The 18,815-nt window shown below is 41.8% G+C and carries 19 protein-coding genes; 13 read left to right on the forward strand and 6 right to left on the reverse strand.

Annotated features, from left to right (window positions below; genetic code table 11):
• Positions 1-7 precede the first annotated feature (7 nt).
• Genes F9K23_10520 through F9K23_10530 form a run of 3 tightly spaced genes read left to right on the forward strand, consistent with a single transcriptional unit; the run spans position 8 to position 2,639 of the window.
• On the forward strand, positions 8-856 hold the full coding sequence (locus F9K23_10520; GenBank protein KAB2915683.1) for a hypothetical protein: 849 nt from the start codon (positions 8-10) through the stop codon (positions 854-856).
• An 18-nt stretch (positions 857-874) separates the two neighbouring features.
• Positions 875-1,639 carry a hypothetical protein gene (locus F9K23_10525; GenBank protein ID KAB2915684.1) on the forward strand — a complete coding sequence of 255 codons (765 nt, stop codon included), beginning with the start codon at positions 875-877 and terminating at the stop codon, positions 1,637-1,639.
• A 16-nt stretch (positions 1,640-1,655) separates the two neighbouring features.
• Positions 1,656-2,639: a Zn-dependent hydrolase gene (locus F9K23_10530; GenBank protein ID KAB2915736.1), complete on the forward strand. Its 984-nt coding sequence runs from the start codon at positions 1,656-1,658 to the stop codon at positions 2,637-2,639.
• On the opposite strand, the gene F9K23_10535 is transcribed toward F9K23_10530, so the two are convergent.
• Positions 2,636-3,997 (reverse strand): pyridoxal-phosphate dependent enzyme, encoded by a 1,362-nt coding sequence (locus tag F9K23_10535; GenBank protein KAB2915685.1) that lies wholly within the window; start codon positions 3,995-3,997, stop codon positions 2,636-2,638. The genes F9K23_10530 and F9K23_10535 overlap by 4 nt on opposite strands.
• Positions 3,998-4,098: 101 nt before the next feature.
• Here F9K23_10535 and F9K23_10540 point away from each other — a divergent pair, with 101 nt between their 5' ends.
• Positions 4,099-5,064: an RHS repeat protein gene (locus F9K23_10540; protein ID KAB2915686.1), complete on the forward strand. Its 966-nt coding sequence runs from the start codon at positions 4,099-4,101 to the stop codon at positions 5,062-5,064.
• A gap of 79 nt (positions 5,065-5,143) precedes the next feature.
• Positions 5,144-6,115, forward strand: a complete 972-nt coding sequence (locus F9K23_10545) for a hypothetical protein (protein KAB2915687.1) — start codon at positions 5,144-5,146, stop codon at positions 6,113-6,115.
• Between the two features lie 45 nt (positions 6,116-6,160).
• Here F9K23_10545 and F9K23_10550 read toward each other — a convergent pair whose 3' ends face one another.
• Both F9K23_10550 and F9K23_10555 read right to left on the reverse strand, forming a co-directional pair.
• Complete coding sequence (locus F9K23_10550; protein KAB2915688.1) at positions 6,161-6,676, reverse strand: DUF4199 domain-containing protein; 516 nt, start codon at positions 6,674-6,676, stop codon at positions 6,161-6,163.
• Between the two features lie 118 nt (positions 6,677-6,794).
• Entirely contained in the window at positions 6,795-7,169 is a 375-nt protein-coding gene (locus F9K23_10555) for a DNA-binding response regulator (protein ID KAB2915737.1), read from the reverse strand.
• A 148-nt stretch (positions 7,170-7,317) separates the two neighbouring features.
• Between F9K23_10555 and F9K23_10560 the strand changes: the two genes are divergently transcribed.
• On the forward strand, positions 7,318-7,905 hold the full coding sequence (locus tag F9K23_10560; protein ID KAB2915689.1) for a TPM domain-containing protein: 588 nt from the start codon (positions 7,318-7,320) through the stop codon (positions 7,903-7,905).
• Between the two features lie 5 nt (positions 7,906-7,910).
• A complete protein-coding gene (locus F9K23_10565; protein KAB2915690.1) occupies positions 7,911-8,459 on the forward strand; it encodes a cob(I)yrinic acid a,c-diamide adenosyltransferase in 549 nt (182 codons plus the stop codon).
• A gap of 213 nt (positions 8,460-8,672) precedes the next feature.
• On the opposite strand, the gene F9K23_10570 is transcribed toward F9K23_10565, so the two are convergent.
• Genes F9K23_10570 through F9K23_10580 form a run of 3 tightly spaced genes read right to left on the reverse strand, consistent with a single transcriptional unit; the run spans position 8,673 to position 10,439 of the window.
• On the reverse strand, positions 8,673-9,434 hold the full coding sequence (locus F9K23_10570; protein KAB2915691.1) for a hypothetical protein: 762 nt from the start codon (positions 9,432-9,434) through the stop codon (positions 8,673-8,675).
• Between the two features lie 56 nt (positions 9,435-9,490).
• Positions 9,491-9,949: a ribonuclease HI gene (rnhA, locus tag F9K23_10575; protein ID KAB2915692.1), complete on the reverse strand. Its 459-nt coding sequence runs from the start codon at positions 9,947-9,949 to the stop codon at positions 9,491-9,493.
• Between the two features lie 7 nt (positions 9,950-9,956).
• Positions 9,957-10,439, reverse strand: coding sequence for a hypothetical protein (locus tag F9K23_10580; protein ID KAB2915693.1), 483 nt, complete (start codon positions 10,437-10,439; stop codon positions 9,957-9,959).
• Positions 10,440-10,517: 78 nt separating this feature from the next.
• Here F9K23_10580 and typA point away from each other — a divergent pair, with 78 nt between their 5' ends.
• The 6 genes from typA (at position 10,518) to F9K23_10610 (ending at position 18,754) form a co-directional block, all read left to right on the forward strand.
• Positions 10,518-12,326 carry a translational GTPase TypA gene (gene typA / locus F9K23_10585; protein KAB2915694.1) on the forward strand — a complete coding sequence of 603 codons (1,809 nt, stop codon included), beginning with the start codon at positions 10,518-10,520 and terminating at the stop codon, positions 12,324-12,326.
• Positions 12,327-12,413: 87 nt separating this feature from the next.
• The gene (locus F9K23_10590) at positions 12,414-13,292 is read left to right on the forward strand and encodes a bifunctional 5,10-methylene-tetrahydrofolate dehydrogenase/5,10-methylene-tetrahydrofolate cyclohydrolase (GenBank protein ID KAB2915695.1); all 879 of its coding nucleotides are present in this window, start codon (positions 12,414-12,416) and stop codon (positions 13,290-13,292) included.
• 38 nt (positions 13,293-13,330) lie between these two features.
• The gene (locus tag F9K23_10595; GenBank protein ID KAB2915738.1) at positions 13,331-13,912 is read left to right on the forward strand and encodes a 7-carboxy-7-deazaguanine synthase QueE; all 582 of its coding nucleotides are present in this window, start codon (positions 13,331-13,333) and stop codon (positions 13,910-13,912) included.
• Positions 13,913-14,049: 137 nt separating this feature from the next.
• Complete coding sequence (locus F9K23_10600) at positions 14,050-15,963, forward strand: OmpA family protein (protein KAB2915696.1); 1,914 nt, start codon at positions 14,050-14,052, stop codon at positions 15,961-15,963.
• Positions 15,964-16,047: 84 nt separating this feature from the next.
• The gene (locus tag F9K23_10605; protein ID KAB2915697.1) at positions 16,048-17,193 is read left to right on the forward strand and encodes a DUF1573 domain-containing protein; all 1,146 of its coding nucleotides are present in this window, start codon (positions 16,048-16,050) and stop codon (positions 17,191-17,193) included.
• 136 nt (positions 17,194-17,329) lie between these two features.
• The gene (locus F9K23_10610) at positions 17,330-18,754 is read left to right on the forward strand and encodes a PDZ domain-containing protein (protein ID KAB2915698.1); all 1,425 of its coding nucleotides are present in this window, start codon (positions 17,330-17,332) and stop codon (positions 18,752-18,754) included.
• Positions 18,755-18,815 lie beyond the last annotated feature (61 nt).

An 18,815-nucleotide genomic window follows, 5' to 3' on the forward strand; every position in this document is an offset into this window, starting at 1 on the left:
AACAACTATGAAAGCAAACCAACTGTACCTTATTATTATCGCATTACTATTTTCTATTCCTGCATTTAGTCAGGATATTCTCTACTTGAAAAATGGTAAAAAAGACACCGTATCTGTGCAAGAAATAACCGCTACATCGGTTGAATATAAAAAGTATAATGAGCTTGAGGGGCCTTTGTATCGCTTGCCATTGAGCGAGGTACTGCTGGTGCAATTTGCCGATGGCAGGATAGAGGTGATAAAAGAAACAAAGCCTAGCCCCGAAGTTAAAGAAGGGGATGTGTTGGGGCCGCGTTTTGTAACTAAAAAGAAATATGAAGACGACCCTGAATACATAGCATCGTTGGGTAAAAACATTATAGGGATTAACATACTGAATACCATTAATGGTAATATTAATCTGTTTTATGAACGTATAACCAAAGACGGTAATGTAGGCTTTAAATTTACCCTTAACGGCAGCATTTTGAAGGGTGAAAACGACCCTAATATTATTACCTACCGCCGCAGGTTTACAATGGGCGGAGACGTTAATTTTTATCCGTCAGGGCAGGGGAGAATTAAGTATTTCATAGGCCCTGCATTACGCTTTGGTATGCTAAGTGTTTATGATAATGTGTATTGGGACGGTATTGCTAAAAAGTATTATAATTATCCTGCGGAGTTTGATTATTTATCGCTATTCTTTAATAACGGTATTTCAGTAAATGCATCATCAAACTTTAACTTTACATTTAATGCCGCTGTAGGTATGGCTAGGTTTAGGTATGTAAACTATCAGGCAGGTACTCAGTTTTCAAGAAAGTTTAATCAAATTGACGGTATGATAGGAATTAATTTAGGGTACAGGTTTTAAGAATATATAAGTATGCATATGACTAAGATTTTACTCCTATTTGTTTTTGGTGCAATTGCAATTGCCGCAAACGCGCAGGAAATAATATTTAAGCGCGACGGCGGGAAAGACACCGTAAAGATATTAGAGATTACACCCATAGAAATTATATACAAGAAGTTTAAACGGCAGAACGGCCCCACATACCGCATCAACAAAGCTGATGTGGTGCTGATTGAGCATGAGGACGGTGAAGTAGAGGTGATTGAAGCCCCGCCTACTCCGCCACCTGTGAAAACAGAAGAGGAAAAGAAGAAAGAGTATGCCAAATCGTTGGGTAGAAGTATACTCAGCCTTAATTATATGAACTTTTTTATAGGGAATGCTAACGTGGGCTATGAACGGATTTTTGATAGGGCAGGTATTTTTGGGCTTAAGATTAGTGTAAACTACCATATACCCGATATTGAAAACGACGTGCTTGGGTACGATAGAAAATTTACAGCAGGGTTAGATTTTAATTTTTATCCTGCGGGACACGGCAAGGTTAAATATTTTTTAGGACCTGCTTTGCGTTTGGGTAAATGGGAAGAGAATTTTTTCAGCTTTTTTGGTGAACCTAAATCAGAGTACAATGCCGTGAGTATAATATTTAATAACGGCTTTTACGTGCAACCTACTAAAAGTTTTTATATGAGTTTTGTAGGTGGGCTGGGTATTGCAAACTTAACGGATCGCAATAATGGTGAAAGCCTTGTTGAACCCGACGGAGTGCTTGGTTTTAATGTGGGGGTAAGGTTTTAAGCAAAAAATGAGTGTAATAAAACATCTTGCAAATCCTGATTTGCATACTATACTGCCTGCTGATGAGTGGCAAGGTACGCCTTTTGGAAAACGTGGTTTTCAGAACATTGAACATCCGTTTTGGCCCAGCTTCAATGATTTGTTGAAATGGAAATTGGGTAAAAACCCACAGAAAGATGAAAAAAAGAGCGATAAATTGTTACCCCAAGTAATCGCTTCACCTTCATTTTTAACCACCAATGAAAACATGGTGGTGTGGTTGGGGCACGCTACATTTTTCATTCGCATTAACGGGGTTTCCATTATCACCGACCCAATTTTTGGTAAGCTACCATTAATAGGCAGGTTGAGTCCATTTCCGTTTGACCCTAATTTACTAAAGGGTATCGATTACATTTTACTCTCACACGACCACCGCGACCATTGTGATAAAGCCAGTTTGAAGTTGGTGTCAAAGCTCAATCCAAAAGCTAAAGTATTAACAGGTTTAGTACTTGAGACCTTGCTTAAAGAGTGGGTGGTTAAAAATGTGGAGCCGGCCGGATGGCACCAGCAATACAAAACCGAAGGAGTAGAGGTGTTTTATTTGCCTACGCGCCATTGGGCACGCAGAGAGTTCAATGATACCAATCTTTCGTTGTGGGGCGCTTTTGTAATACGTGGGGGTGGTAAAACCATTTATTTTGGGGGCGATTCAGGCTACGGTAGCCATTTTAAACAAGTAGGCCAACTATTCCCTGATATTGATGTTAGTATTTTAGGATGTGGGGCATACTCGCCGCGTTGGTTTATGGAGCCGGTGCACATGAGCCCCGAGGATGCTGTTACGGCCTTTAATGAAACCCGCGCAAAAACAATGCTACCCATGCACTACGGCACGTTTGACCTATCGGACGAGCCATACGGTGAACCCGTAAGGATATTGAACCGCCTGAAAACGGATGGAATAATAAATGGTGAATTACAACTACCCGCCATAGGGCAGGCAGTTGTGTTTTAAGATATAGCTTGTATCACATCATACTTGGTGATGATGTGAATATTGCCGCCCCAATCGCGTACCAGCACAGCACTGTTTTCGCGCGTGATACGTTTTGATACTTCTTCAAGCCTTGCTTGAGGGTCAACAAACGGGAAAGAAGGCTGCATTACCTCTTCAATCTTCACGTGCTTCAACTCAGGAGCATCAATCAAGCGGGCATATAGGTTGTTATCATTCAGCGAGCCTACAAACTCACTGCCGCGTACCACAGGTATTTGTGATATATCGTATTTCTGCATCAGCTTCAACGCGTCCTCAACACTTGCTTCGGCTTCAATAGTAACCAGTTTTAGGTTTTGGTGGCTTTCAATCAGGTTAATGGCTTTAGGGTTTTTCTCTTGCATAAAGCCCCTGTCGCGCATCCAATCATCATTAAACATTTTGCCCAAATAACGGATACCGTGGTCGTGGAAAATCACCACTACTACATCACCCTCTTTAAAACGGTCTTTCATCTGCACGATACCTGCCATTGCAGAACCGGCACTGTTTCCGGCCATAATACCTTCTTCGCGGGCTATGCGGCGGGTAAAAATGGCAGCATCTTTATCGGTAACCTTTTCAAAATGGTCAATCAGGCTAAAATCAACGTTTTCAGGTAGAAAATCCTCGCCAATACCTTCAGTAATGTATGGGTATATCTCGTCCTTATCAAAAATGCCGGTTTCCTTATATTTCTTAAACACACTACCGTAAGTATCAATACCCAATATCTGTATGTTAGGATTCTTTTCTTTCAGGTACTTAGCAGTACCGCTGATAGTACCTCCGGTACCAACACCCACCACAAGGTGAGTAATTTTACCTCCGGTTTGCTCCCAAATTTCAGGGCCTGTTTGCTCGTAGTGTGCCTTTGCGTTCGATGGATTATCGTATTGGTTAGGTTTCCAAGAGTTAGGAATATCATTCACCAATCGGCTCGATACCGAGTAATACGAGCGGGGGTCTTCGGGGTCAACGTCTGTAGGGCATACAATCACCTCAGCACCCAACGCCTTCAAGGCATCTATTTTTTCTTTCGATTGTTTATCAGTAGTAGTAAAAATACACTTGTAGCCTTTTATTACAGCAGCAATAGCAAGCCCCATCCCTGTATTTCCGCTGGTGCCTTCTATTATGGTACCGCCGGGCTTTAATACGCCGCTTTTTTCGGCATCTTCAATCATTTTCACCGCCATACGGTCTTTGATACTGTTACCGGGGTTAAACGTTTCAACCTTAGCCAGCACAAGGGCGGGAATGTCTTTCGTAATGTTGTTTATTTTTACCATAGGGGTATTGCCTATGGTTTCAAGTATGTTATTGCAGTAACGCATGGGCGCGAAGTTAGGTAAATTTTACAAGCCTGTTTTTAGCAATTCTTTAACTTGCTGTTACCGCCAATTTTTTCTTTTCTTTGCGTGTAAACACACTTCACATGAAAAAACTTACGCTATTTAGTACCTTACTCCTTTTTGTTGTTGCTGCTAATGCGCAGTATGATATTAATTATACGTTTTGGAATACAGCAATGAATCCCAATAACGATAATGCGAAGGCAATTAAAAAAGCGGGGCTTAAAAGTGTTAATGTGGTGAGTTACGAGCCCGATGCTGATGATACAGCAGAAACCCTCCAAAACGTACTTTTTAACCGTTACGATGCTGATGGACGTGTTGCATACATTTCAGAAACGGACGGAGGCAACAGATATACCGAGTATGCTTACGATAAAAAAGGCAGGGTAACTAAATACACCAGCGCACCCGGTTTTTGGATTGATTTTGAATACGATAAAAAGGGCATTAAAATTAAACACAGGGATACCATTAAAAACCGCTGGGATGCTGTTAAAAACCTTTTTACATCAGTAAGCCCGCTGGATACCCAATACCACTACTTTAACAAAGAAGGTAAACTAGAAAAGCATGTAAGAGTACATAGGGAGGCAAACTATGCTAAGGGATTCTTTTATAGCGACACTACTTACTATACCTACGATAAGAAAGGCAATTTGAGTAGTTTTAAATTTATTGAGTTGAATAAGTTTGGCGATACAATTGCTGTTTCTACAGGAGAATACACCTACAATAAAAAAGGGGTGTTAACCAAAGCTATAGTAAAGCATTACTCGTCAGAGTCAAATCTGGTGGATGAAAAAACCGGAAAGTGGCTGCCTGAATTGGAAGAGGAATACACTTATGCCGTTTCAGCCAAGAGTGGCAGGGTGGTTACCCATTCATATGTAAGTAAGAAAAACTACAGATACGGTGGCTCAATAAACACTGATACTAACTTTATCGACGAAGGTTATACATACTCACCTGAGGGTCTGTTGATTGGAGCTTCACGCAGTGTCAACCCGGGTGTGGTAACTCAGCGGGTGTACACTTATACCAAGTAATTTTTATACTTTCCTGCATAGGTTTTTTGGGCGTACTGCCAACTTTTTGCTAATTTGTGCTGATTGGCTAAGGGGTAGCATGAAGACACATATTATATTATTAGGAGTATTTGTATTGGCTTTTGGGGTTGCAAACGCACAGTTTGACGATACCTATAACTTTTGGAAAGCTGCCACAAACCCTGATAACAGCAAAGAAGCCTTATTGAAAAAGGAAGGGTATAAGCTGCTTAAAATTGTTGCCTTTGAAGAGGACGAGGAGGACGGTGAGCAGAAGAAAATAGGAGCAAGCACTCTTAAATATGACGATAAAGGAAAGCTGGTATATTACCTGACCGAAAAGGGCAAAGTCCAAACGTATTACAAGTATGAGTACGACCGTAGGGGCAAGGTGCTAAAATTTGTTTACAACAAAGACAAGAAAGAGTATAGCATGGAGTTGGTACCCGACCGAAAAAAGGGGTATAAAAAAATTACCATTACCGACCCTGCATGGCAGTGGGATACTGTTAAATATGTGCTTGCATCCGAAACTGACACGGCATCACAGTACTTGTCGTTTTATAAGAACGGGTTGCCCGAGAAGAACATAAAGATTAAAAAACATACAGGCTTTTCTAAAACCATTTACCATTTTGATTCTACCCTATACAAGTACGACCGTTTTGATAATTTGGCCGGTTACCGCCACGCTGTAAGCGATAAAACATCGGGTAAGCTGTGGGATGAAACAGCCGCTTATACCTACAACGCTAAAAAGCAATTGGTAAGCGCAGTGATAACAAAATTTGTTCACACATTCAGTTCAACGCAGGCAAAAATGGTAACTACCCATACGCTAACGTATGATGAAACTACGGGTAACCTGCTTACTCATTCAGTAAAGGAAGTAGAGTATTACTACGAGAACGGCGATTTGAAATTTGAGGAAGTTTTTAGTGATACTACCATTGCTTACGGAGATAAAGGGCTGCCCATCAGTCGTGCCGTAAACCGCACCCCGGGTACTCCCTTGTTGGATGCTTACACATACTCTAAAAAAATAGAATAGCGCAAGGCAAATGCCCCGCGCTATTTGTATTTTCTATTAAGATTGTTACTTCCTTCGCATTACACCTGCTGAAATCAACGACACAATTAAGCCCATCGGAACATACTCAACAAACATACCCATTAAAAACATTACCATGGGGTTGCCAAACATCGAAATGTTTTTATCAAGTTCAGCAATTTTGGCCTGCTTTTGCAATGGTTCAAGGTTTAGTTTATCAATTTCGCTCATACTGTAATCGCGGTAAAAACTTCCAAAAGGATTTCCGCTTACTGAGTTATATACCGTAAACGTGAGTGCATACATTGCGCCTGCAATCAATGTAATGTATAGCCCGATTAAAAACGCTTTCCCAAAATTCACCTTGCCGTTGTTGTATTTATCACGATAGGTTTTTACAGCAATAAATATGGTTGATAAAGACAGCAAAATGGAAGTGAATCCGAAAATTTCAGCCAGAGAATAGTTCTCAGGATTTTTCATCATCGGGAAAGAAAAGAGCATTAGTACACAAACTATAATACTTGAGATAATGCTGTAGCGGATAAGTACATTTTTCATACGAATGTTTTATTGGTTTATTGGCAGCAAATCAACTTTAAAGTACACCTATCATGCATCACCCGTATGGGTGATTTTTAGTGTTTATAAGGCTTTTCATACAAATGTATCAGAATGCTCAAGGCAAAATATTCAGGTCTTTTGCACGTTGGATGGCCTGTGTGCGGCGGTTCACATCCAGCTTTGCAAAAATATTGGCAAGGTGGGTTTTTACCGTATTAGGCGATACAAACAATAACTCCGCAACCTCTTGGTTGGTATGCCCGCGGGCAATCAACTCAAGTACTTCATGTTCACGCTTGCTTATACCCAGTTCCTTAATTTTCTCTTCATCCACCAATCCCGGTGTGCCACTACCCTCAACAACAATAAGTTGTTTGTTTTTGGTAAATAGCTTTATTCCCACCCAAATACCAACGCCGCCAAACAACAATGCAACCAGCAAAGCATAAACTTCAAAAGTATTCTCAACAACAATCAGATTAAATTTCAGCAGTTCCATAGCGGCAGCCACAACACCCAAAAGCACTCCGTATAAAATTACCTGCTTTATTAATGCCGTTTTGTTGTTCTTTTTAGCCGTCATACACTATCAACTACAAAATAAACATATTTTGTTTGATAGATTTGCGGATAGAAGCATGAAACACGCATACATAATACTAGTATTGGCTATACTGGCTTTGGCTGTTAGCTGCCAGCCCGAAAAAGTTAAGGTGGAAGAAGTAACCGAAAACACAGCGACTTCGCTTGAGAATTCAAACACACTTCGTGTAATTGATACGGGTAAAGTATCAGAACTAGTACCTACAGGTTGGGTAAATGATTACGATAAGATTTTTACTGCCGACGAAGCAAAAAAACTACACAAACTGATTGATGATTTTGAAAAAGAAACAACTGTAGAAATTGCTGTAGTAACGCTTGATACAAGTATGGTAGGGGCTGAAATGACCGATTTATATGCTGCAACGTTTGCATTGGCCAATAAGTGGGGGGTAGGAAAGAAAGGTAAGAATAACGGCATTTTGATTGGGATAGCTAAAGGTTGGGAACAGATGTACATACAAAATGCAGAAGGTATTGAGATGGTATTGAGCGATGAGCAAACCCAGCAAATTGTGGATACAGTGTTTTTACCCAATTATGCTCAAGGAGATTTTTATAAGGGCACGAACGATGGGCTGCTAACCATAATGAAGCATTTAAAGAAAAGTAACGTTAAATAAAGCGTATGAAAATATATACCCGTACCGGTGATGCCGGAGAGACCAGTCTTTTGGGCGGCACGCGTGTACCTAAGCACCATTTGCGTATTGAGTGCTACGGAACTGTGGATGAATTGAACTCGTGGATAGGAGTGGTGCGTGCCGGTTTTGATGAAGAGGGTGTGCAAACTGTGCTGGATGCGGTGCAGAACAATTTGTTTACCATAGGCTCACACTTAGCTACCGACCCTGCAAAAACCAACGTGAAACTACCTGATTTTGAAGTTGGCGAGGTAGAAACATTAGAAACCGAAATGGATGCAATGGACAAACAATTGCCCCCGCTGAAAAATTTTATTTTACCCGGTGGTTCAACCGTTGTGGCTAATTGCCATGTGGCGCGTTGCGTATGCCGTCGTACCGAACGTTTAATTACACATTTGGCTGAAACCGAAGTAGTGAACCCTGATGCGTTAAAATACATTAACCGCCTATCCGATTACCTGTTTGTATTGGGCAGGTATATAGCCCACAAAACAGGTGCGCAGGAAATCCCTTGGAAGCCGAGAGGATAGAGGTCAAGCTGAACTCGTTTCGGCATCTTTTCTGTGTTAACCGTTAATGATTAATACGATACCGAAACAAGTTCGGTATGACTGGCAGCCGTTGCCTCCCGTCATGCTGAACTCGTTTCAGCATCTCATCTCTAAAACTGATGAAACATTTATAAAACAAAACAGCCCGAAAGCATTACACTTTCGGGCTGTTTTCGTATAGTTTAGATGGGCTTATCGCCTCATTTTCTTGATTTGTAAAATAGCTTCAGCAGCAGGGCTAAATTTAGGGTCTACTTTCAAAACATCACGGAAGTATTGTTCGCCTTTATCAAGGTCGCCGTTAGCCCCGTAAGCTTCACCCAACAACATAAGTGCGCCAACTTTTATACTCATCTCTTTTGATACTTGGCGTCCGTTTTCAACGGTATTGTAAGCAGTTTTTTGTTGTAACGAGCGAGGGTCGTCAAGAATCTCTTTCAATAGTTTTTCGCCTTCCAAGGCAGTACTGTTGCTCATTAACAATGAGTGGGCATAATTCAGCTTATAAGTCAACTCTTCAGGGAACAAACTCATCAATGTTTTGCTCGCATCGGCTGATTTTTCGGGTTGTCCCATTGCTTGTGCAAGTTTTACGTTCAAAACCAGCATAGCAGTGTCTGTAGGCTTTTGTTTCAAATAATCTTTAATAATAACAAGAGCAGCAATCGGTTGGTTGGTCTCAACATATAGTTTAGCCAAGGTATCCTTTATACCAAGGTTGGTGCTATCCACCATCAGGTATGAGTTAAGTGCATAAATGGCAGTATATGGGTCAGCCATTTCCCAAGCTTTCCTAAAAATCTTTAAATCGCGTTCAGCTTCAGGGGTAAGTGATACCGCAGCAGTTTTACCGCTATCGCTTTTTCCACCGTTACCGGTTTCTTTGTTGTTCTTACAAGCGGTTGCTAACATGGCAACTGCCGCTACTACTAAAACAGCCGTTTTTTTCATCATGGGCAAAGGTATTTTATTTTTTTATTATTAAAACAGTATCCTATTGTCATTATAATCTAAGATTTTCCATCCAGATACCCCTTGTCTATCAACACAGCATTGTTATCTGCTGCCTCAGTGGCCAGCCGGTCACATCGTTCGTTTTCAGGGTGGCCTGCATGGCCTTTCACCCAGTTAAACCGTATGGTATGCTTCTTATACAGGTTTGCAAAACGCATCCATAAATCGGGGTTCTTTTTGTCTTTAAAACCTTTCTTAATCCAGCCCCACAGCCAGCCTTTTTCTACCGCATCGCATACGTATTTGCTATCGGTATATATATCAATTTCCAGCCCCTCTTTGGTAAGAGCTTCAATGGCCACAATTACAGCCATCAGCTCCATGCGGTTGTTGGTGGTAAGCTTATAACCCGCCGATAGTTCTTTACGAACTTTGCCCCATACCAAAATAGCCCCGTATCCGCCAGGTCCCGGGTTTCCCCGCGCCGACCCATCTGTATAAATCTGAAGTTTCAAAGTATCGTTATCGTATTAGTTTTCGGTAAAACCCTTCGTAAGCGTCATCGGTTTTCCCGTCGTCGTCGTAATCAATAAACCCCTTGAGGGTCATAGTAGTATCTGTAAGCACAGCCGCATATTTGTTTTCAACCGTGCTATCCATTTGCATATATACCAATGTATCGTGGTTAAACATCCACAAACCCGGCTTGCGCAGTTTAATTTGGTCGGCATAATCTTTAAACACCAGCAAATATGCCCCTTCAGGGCCATACTCAATTTCAGCGGGTTTAAGACTCAATTCGCGGTATTGCCTGTCTTCAAGTACTACAATCGTATCTTTTTCAGCACCTTCTTCCAATGCATTCACCACTGAAGTTTGTTTTTGCAATATCCATCTGCCCACAACTTTCTTTGGATATTCTTTTATGCGGGCATCATTGCCGTTACACCCCGCCAATATGGCAACCAACGCTAAAACGATGCTGATATATATGTACCTGCTCATAAACTTAACCTTAATAAAGCAGCAAAAGTGCTTATTTTATGCTAATTTTGCGAAATTTTAATTTTTCAACCCCTCTTAATGAATCTAAGAAACATAGCAATTATTGCCCACGTTGACCACGGTAAAACTACGTTGGTTGATAAAATACTTTACCAAGCCAACCTGTTCCGTGATAATCAGGAAAAGGGAGAATTGATACTTGATAATAATGATTTGGAGCGCGAACGCGGTATCACCATTTTCTCAAAAAACGTATCGGTGCGCTACAAAGATGTAAAAATAAACATTATTGACACCCCTGGTCACGCGGATTTTGGTGGTGAGGTAGAGCGCGTATTGAAAATGGCCGACGGTGTTGTGCTGTTGGTGGATGCTTTTGAAGGCCCAATGCCCCAAACCCGTTTTGTATTGCAAAAGGCACTACAGTTGGGTTTGCGCCCTATTGTGGTTGTAAATAAAGTAGACAAACCTAACTGCCGCCCCGATGAAGTACACGAAGCTGTATTTGAATTATTCTTCCAATTAGATGCTTCTGAAGAGCAGTTGGACTTCCCAACGGTTTACGGTAGCTCTAAGCAAGGCTGGTTTGGTCCTGATTGGAAAACTCCTACCGAAGATATTTCGTTCTTGTTAGATACTATACTTGAGCACGTTCCGCAGCCTAAAATTGCCGATGGTACCTTGCAAATGCAAATTACTTCGTTGGATTTCAGCAGCTTCTTGGGACGTATTGCCGTTGGTAAAGTAACAAGGGGAATGATTAAAGAAGGAATGCCTGTGAAGTTGATGAAAGCTGACGGAAAGGTTATTCAAGCCCGTATTAAAGAACTACAAACGTTTGAAGGACTTGGTCGCAAAAAAGCCGAAGAGGTATTTGCCGGAGATATTTGTGCAGTAGTAGGGTTAGAAGATTTTGGTATTGGTGATACCATTGCCGATTTTGAAAACCCCGAAGCACTTGCCATGATAAAAGTGGATGAGCCAACCATGAACATGATGTTTATGATTAACAACTCACCCTTTTTCGGTCAGGATGGTAAGTTTGTTACCTCGCGCCACTTGCGCGACCGTTTGATGAAGGAAACTGAAAAGAACCTAGCATTGCGTGTTGAAGAAACAGGCAGCAGCGATAGCTTTTTGGTTTACGGACGCGGTATTCTTCACTTGTCAATTCTTATTGAGACCATGCGTCGCGAAGGCTACGAATTTATGGTAGGCCAACCGCAAGTATTGGTAAAGGAAATTGACGGAGTAAAATGCGAACCTTACGAGATTTTGGTGGTAGATGTACCTATGGAATTTGCCGGTAAGGTGATTGATATGGTGACCATGAAAAAAGGCGAAATGCTGATTATGGATACCAAAGGCGACCAACAACACTTAGAGTTTAAAATACCTTCTCGCGGTTTGATTGGTTTGCGTAGCCAAATGCTAACTGCAACCACCGGTGAAGCTATTATGGCGCACCGTTTCAGTGAATATTTACCTTGGAAAGGTGTGGTACCCGGCCGTATCAACGGTGTATTGGTATCAATAGACAGGGGGCCTGCTACCGCATACTCGATTGATAAACTGCAAGACCGCGGTATGTTTTTTATTGATCCGGGCGAAACTGTGTACGAAGGACAGATTGTAGGCGAAAACACCCGCCCGATGGATTTGGGCGTAAACCTTGTTAAAGCCAAGCAGTTGACCAACATGCGTGCTTCGGGTAAAGACGATAGCAGCCGTGTAGCTCCAAAAGTTCAGTTTTCATTGGAAGAAGCAATGGAATACATACAAGAAGATGAATGTGTGGAAGTAACACCAAGCATCATTCGCCTTCGTAAATTGATATTAGACGAAAACGAGCGCAAACGCCGAGAAAAAGCAGTTGCCTCAGCATAATTGTTATTAGTTATCGGTTATCGGGTTTGAACATTTCAACCCGATAACCAATAACTGTTAACAGATAACCAATAACAAATAAACACGATGCAGATACTCGACGGAAAAAAAGTAGCCGCTAAAATAAAAGAAGATATTAAGGCTGAAGTGGATGCTATAAAAGCCGCAGGCAAACGCACCCCCCACCTTGTAGCTATATTGGTTGGCCATGATGGTGCCAGCGAAACCTACGTTGCCAGCAAAGCCAAAGATTGCGAACAACTGGGCATGAGCAGCACTGTTATCCGTTTTGAAGATACTGTAACCGAAAATGAGTTATTGGCCGAAGTGGAGCGCATTAATAACGACCCTCAATACGATGGGTTAATTGTGCAAATGCCGCTGCCCAAACACATCAACCCGTTAAAAGTTACTGAAACCATCAGTTACCAAAAAGACGTGGATGGTTTCCATCCCTACAACGTAGGTCTGATGTTTAAAGGGCTGGATGCCTTTTACCCTGCCACTCCCTATGGAGTGTTGCTGATGTTAGAAGAATACAAAATCCCTACCGAGGGTAAACATTGTGTGGTAATTGGCCGCAGCGATATTGTGGGCAAACCCATGAGTGCATTGATGGCTCGTGCTGCATATCCCGGTAATTGCACCGTAACCGTTTGCCATAGCAAAACTCAAAACATCGAAGAATACACCCGCAAAGCAGATATTCTGATAGTAGCCCTTGGTCGCCCCGAGTTTGTGAAAGCAGACATGGTAAAACCCGGAGCTGTGGTGGTAGATGTGGGTATTACCCGTGTTGACGACGCTACCAATCCCCGTGGATATGTAATAAAAGGCGACGTAGCTTTTGATGAAGTGGCTCCTGTATCGTCATACATCACCCCCGTTCCCGGAGGCGTGGGCTTAATGACCCGTATCGGACTATTAAAAAACACCTTACAAGCTTATAAAAACCTAAACCCATAATGGAAACTATGCTACATACGGCGGTTCAATTGCCCGTAATGGAGCATTTTTACACCATACAGGGAGAAGGTGCACACAGCGGAGTAGCAGCCTATTTCATTCGTTTAGGCGGCTGCGATGTGGGTTGTTTTTGGTGCGATGTGAAAGAAAGCTGGGATGCTGAACTTCACCCGAAATATTCTATTGAAGAAATCATAAGTTGGCCTGTTGAAGCAAACGCTATAACTGTTGTGATAACAGGCGGCGAGCCTTTGATGCACAACTTGGATGCGCTTACCCAAGCACTACAAGCCAAAGGAATAAAAACACACATTGAAACATCGGGGGCACACCCGTATAGTGGGCAGTGGGACTGGGTTACCTTTTCACCCAAAAAATTCAAAGAACCACACCCCTCAATTCTTGATAAAGCCAACGAGCTGAAAGTAATCGTTTATAACAAACACGATTTTGAGTTTGCCCAACAATACGAGCAATTGGTAAACTCCTCGTGTAAATTGTATCTGCAACCTGAGTGGGATAAAAGTGCTCAAATGCTGCCTTTGATTATTGAGTATGTAAAGGCCAATCCGCAGTGGCGTATATCGCTGCAAACCCATAAATACATGAATATTCCTTAGTGTTCAGTGTACAGTTTTTGGTTTTCAGTTATTGCAATAAATACCAACTGAAAACGGTAAACAAAAAACTGACAACTAAAAAATCACTATTTTGGCACTCTTATCGTTATAGTTACTGAAAAGAGTTTAAAATACTGATGTTACAAACACCCTACAAAATACTGTTTACGCTGGTTGCCTTTTTCTTTTTCTCGTGTGCAGCCCAAGCACAGCCCTTGCCCGATTCGGGTACAAAAAACAAAAAAGCAAAAGAACTTAAGGACCAAGCCATTAATCAGTTTAAGGCCGGACAATTTGAAATGGCTCTGGGAACAGTTAACAAAGCCCTTGAAAAAGACGAAAAGTTTATTGATGCGTGGATGCTGAAGGGTGATATATTGGCAGCACTGCTAAAATATACGGAGGCTGAACAAGCGTTTGATAAAGTGTTATTGATAAATGCGGATTACATACGAGCGTTTTATGAGAAAGGACGCATACAAGTAAAAGCCCAAAAATATGCCGAAGCGCGTAAAAACTTAGAGACCTTTAAAACCTACCCATACTCTGAAAAGTTTAAAAAAGAAGTAGCCAACCTGTTGGCCATTTGTGATTTTGCGGAGAGCAGTACCAGTAACCCAGTTCCGTTTAAGCCCATTAACTTGGGACCCAACGTAAATACCAAAGCAATGGAGTATTTCCCCGGGGTAACTGCCGATGAGCAAAAACTATACTTTACCCGATATGCCGAAGGTTACAGCGAGGATTTTTACGAAAGTGTACTAAAAGACAATGTGTGGCAAAAAGCCCGCAACTTGGGTGCTCCTGTAAATACCTACGAAAATGAAGGTACAGTATCAATTTCAACCGACGGGCAATACATATTTTACACCGCTTGTAACCGCCCTGATACGAAGGGAAGTTGTGATTTATACTTCTCAAGGTTAGACGGCGACCAGTGGAAGAACCCTATAAATATGCAAGCTCCTGTAAATACTACGGCATGGGAGTCGCAACCCTCATTGTCGTATGATGGGGCTAATATCTATTTTGCCAGCAACCGTCCCGGTGGTTTAGGCGGTATGGATATTTGGGTAACACGCTTTGAAAATAACCGCTTTAGCGAGCCCGAGAACTTAGGCCCAAACATTAACACTGAAGGCGATGAATACACCCCCTTCATACACACTGACAACAAGACATTGTATTTTTCTTCTGACGGTTGGCCGGGTTTGGGGCAAGGTGATATTTTTTATACCAAACGCGATGCAGACGGGAACTGGGCAAAACCTACCAACATCGGTTATCCCATTAATACCCCTGCTGATGAAATAGGTTTTATAGTAAATCGCAGCGGTACATGGGCATACTTTGCCAGCGATATGCCGGGAGGTTATGGTGGTTTGGATATCTATAAGTTTGAGTTGTACCCCGAAGCACGTCCTGAAGCATCCAGCTACGCAAAAGGGGTGATTTATGATGCTGAAACGAATGCTAAGCTGGAAGCCAATGCAGAGTTGATAGACCTTGAAACCGGCAAAACCCTTATCACATCACGCAGTAATATAAAAACAGGTGAGTTTTTGATGGTGTTACAACCCAACAAAAACTATATGTTGAACGTAAACAAAGAGGGCTACTTGTTTTTCTCCGAGAACTTTGGGTTGAAAGAGTTTCCCAGCGACCAGCCGTTTATTATCTCCGTGCCTTTGCACAAGATAAGAGTAGGAGAGAAGGTGATTCTTAAAAACGTGTTTTTTGATACCGACAAATTTGATTTGAAGGAGCAATCGAAAGCAGAGCTTAACAAGCTGATTGCCTTATTGAAAGCACAGCCTAAAATGAAGATTGAACTGGGTGGTCACACAGATAACACTGGTAATAAACAAAAGAACATTACACTTTCGCAAAACCGTGCAAAAGCGGTATATGATTACTTAGTAGCCAATGGAATAGTTGCCGACAGGCTTACTTACAAAGGGTATGGAGATGCTAAACCCGTTGCGGACAATAAAACCGAAGAAGGTCGTCGCCAAAACCGCCGTACCGAGTTTATTATTACAGCAAATTGATGAAATAGTTTGATTTACAGGCGTATGGCTCTATTGTTCTAAACTGAACGATAAAAAAGCAACGGTATGTGTTAAAATCACATCTTGCTTATAAACCATACGGGAATACTTTTTGATAGAGATTGGATGATGAAGAAGTTTTTAGCAGCATTTATTTTATTAGCCATACCGTTTTCGGCGTTGATGGCGCAACCCATAGCCAGCTTTTTGAAAAGCAGCCATAATTTTGGTGAGATAAAAGAAGTTGACGGCCCTGTTTCAACCGATTATTTGTTTGTAAACACAGGTAATAAGCCGTTGTTTCTTACTGAAGTGAAACCTTCTTGCGGTTGCACCGAACCTGATTGGACAAAAGATACCATTTACCCCGGTGATACAGGCTTTGTTCGTGCTAAGTTTAACCCGGCAAATATGCCCGGTCCGTTTGAAAAAGTAGTTTATATTGAGACTAACGGAGCACCGATACACATGACGTTGTTGTTTAGCGGCACGGTAATTCCCCGTCCGATTGAAATTTGGGACATATATCCCATAGAGCAAGGCAGAATCCGAATGAATAATAACTTTCTGTCGTTTGGAACTGCTTATTCAGGAGATATTGATTCAGCCGAAATTAAGCTATACAACCAAAGCGATAAAGATATTTGGATAAGCAGCATGACCAATGCCCCTTATTACATAAACTTTGAAACACCCAGTCACCGCATTCGTCCAAAAGAAGAAGCGTTGATGAAAGTAAAATTTGACACCAAAGCATCAGGCCGTTGGGGCGAACATAACTATGTGTTTTACATGAACACACTAGACTCGCCTGCTACCAGTAACATTCCCATCTATGCTCAAATCCTTATCAAGGAGAAGTTTCCTAAAATGACGAAGAAACAACTGGATAAGGCTCCTAAAATACAGGTGGATGCGCAGATGATGTACTTGGGTAAACTGGTAAAAGGTGATTCTATTGATTTTCAGTTTACAATTACCAACATGGGACAAGAAAAGCTGATTATCCGTAGTGTGAACACCTTGTGCGGTTGCACGGTATCATCCGTTGATAAGAAAGAACTGAAGCGTGGCGAAAGCACGATATTAAGAGGACGTTTTAACTCAGAAGGTAGGGAAGGCCCGCAAGAAAAATACATCACAGTAGTGAGCAACGACCCTGTGACACCTGAATTGCGATTGGGCTTTACGGCTGAGATAGTTACAAACCCTAACGCACTTAAGTATTAACAACTTCTGCTGAATTTTTTCATACAGCCCTGCGGAACTGCATCCGCAGGGCTTTTTTGTGCAGTAGTGCCGCTTCGGCGCAGAATTTGATAAGTAACTATAAATTTGTGATAACAAAATACAGGAATAGTATAGTATGAAGAAGTTAGCAGTTTTTGCACTGGCAGCAATGCTTAGCGGTTTTGCGGGTGCATGGGTTTTTTCATTAACGCAAAAGAAAGATACAATCACTTTTTCTGAGGGGTTTGACAATACTGCCACCCAAGTGTCCTACAAAGGTGCTGCACTCAATCAATCCGACTTTGTAAAAGCCAGTGAAGTAGCTACTCCGGCGGTAGTGTTTATTAAAACTACCTCAAACATGAATCAGCGTCGCAGCTTGTGGGACGATTGGTTCGGGTGGGACCCTTTCGGAAGCATGGGACCCGTATCCAGCTCAGGTTCAGGGGTAATAATTAGTAATGACGGTTACATTGTAACCAATAACCACGTGATTGACGGGGCAGATGAAATAGAAGTGGTGTTAAACAACAACAAACGTAATTTTAAAGCCAAAGTAATCGGAGCCGACCCCAGTACCGACCTTGCCGTATTGAAGATTGAAGGCAAAAATCTACCTAAAATCAACTTCGGAAACTCTGAGAACCTTAAAACAGGAGAGTGGGTTGTGGCAGTGGGTAACCCTTTTAACCTTACAAGTACCGTAACTGCGGGTATTGTGAGTGCAAAAGGCCGTAATATTAATATTGTAAACAATCAGTTTCCGATAGAATCGTTCATACAAACCGATGCTGCCATTAATCCCGGTAATAGCGGGGGCGCATTGGTAAACGTATCGGGTGAATTGGTAGGTATAAACACCGCCATTGTTAGTAAAACAGGCTCATACAACGGATACGGCTTTGCAATCCCATCAAACATTGTAGCCAAAATAGTGAAGGATATGATTGATTTTGGTGATGTGCAACGCGCCTTTACGGGAATGGACGTAAGCGACATAGATGGTGATTTGTACGAAAAACTGAAACAGGACAACGGGGTGTATGTGAACGTATTGCAAACCGACGGACCTGCCGACAAAGCCGGAGTGAAAGAGGGAGATGTGATAATGAAGGTAAATGGCAAAACAGTTAACAGCAAAGCCGAGTTTGATGAGCAAATAGCCTACCATCGTCCCGGTGATAAAGTGAAGCTTATTGTTGACCGTAAAGGGACTGAAAAGGAATATTCACTAACGCTAACGAACCGTGATGGGAATACTGAAGTTACTAAAAAGGAGAGCATTACCTCTACCATTTTAGGAGCTGATTTTGAGCCTATTTCAAAACTGGAGCGTGAGAAATACAAAGTAAAAGGCGGCTACAGGGTAAGCAGCATACGCAGCGGACGAATCCGTAATATGGGCATACCCGAAGGGTTTATCTTTGTTGCCTTAAACAAGGTAGAGTATACCGATGTTACTACTTTTATAAAAGATTTTGAACGAGTGAAAGGACAGGTAACCATTGAGGGGATACACCCCAACGGTAGCCGAGGGTTCTATTCATTTTTCTATTATTAATGGTACTGATATAAAGATAAAAGCCCTGAAGACACAACTCTTCAGGGCTTTTTTGTTTTCA

The organism is Bacteroidota bacterium, assembly GCA_008933805.1.
In the GTDB taxonomy this organism is placed as follows: Bacteria; Bacteroidota; Bacteroidia; order UBA8524; family UBA8524; genus SB11.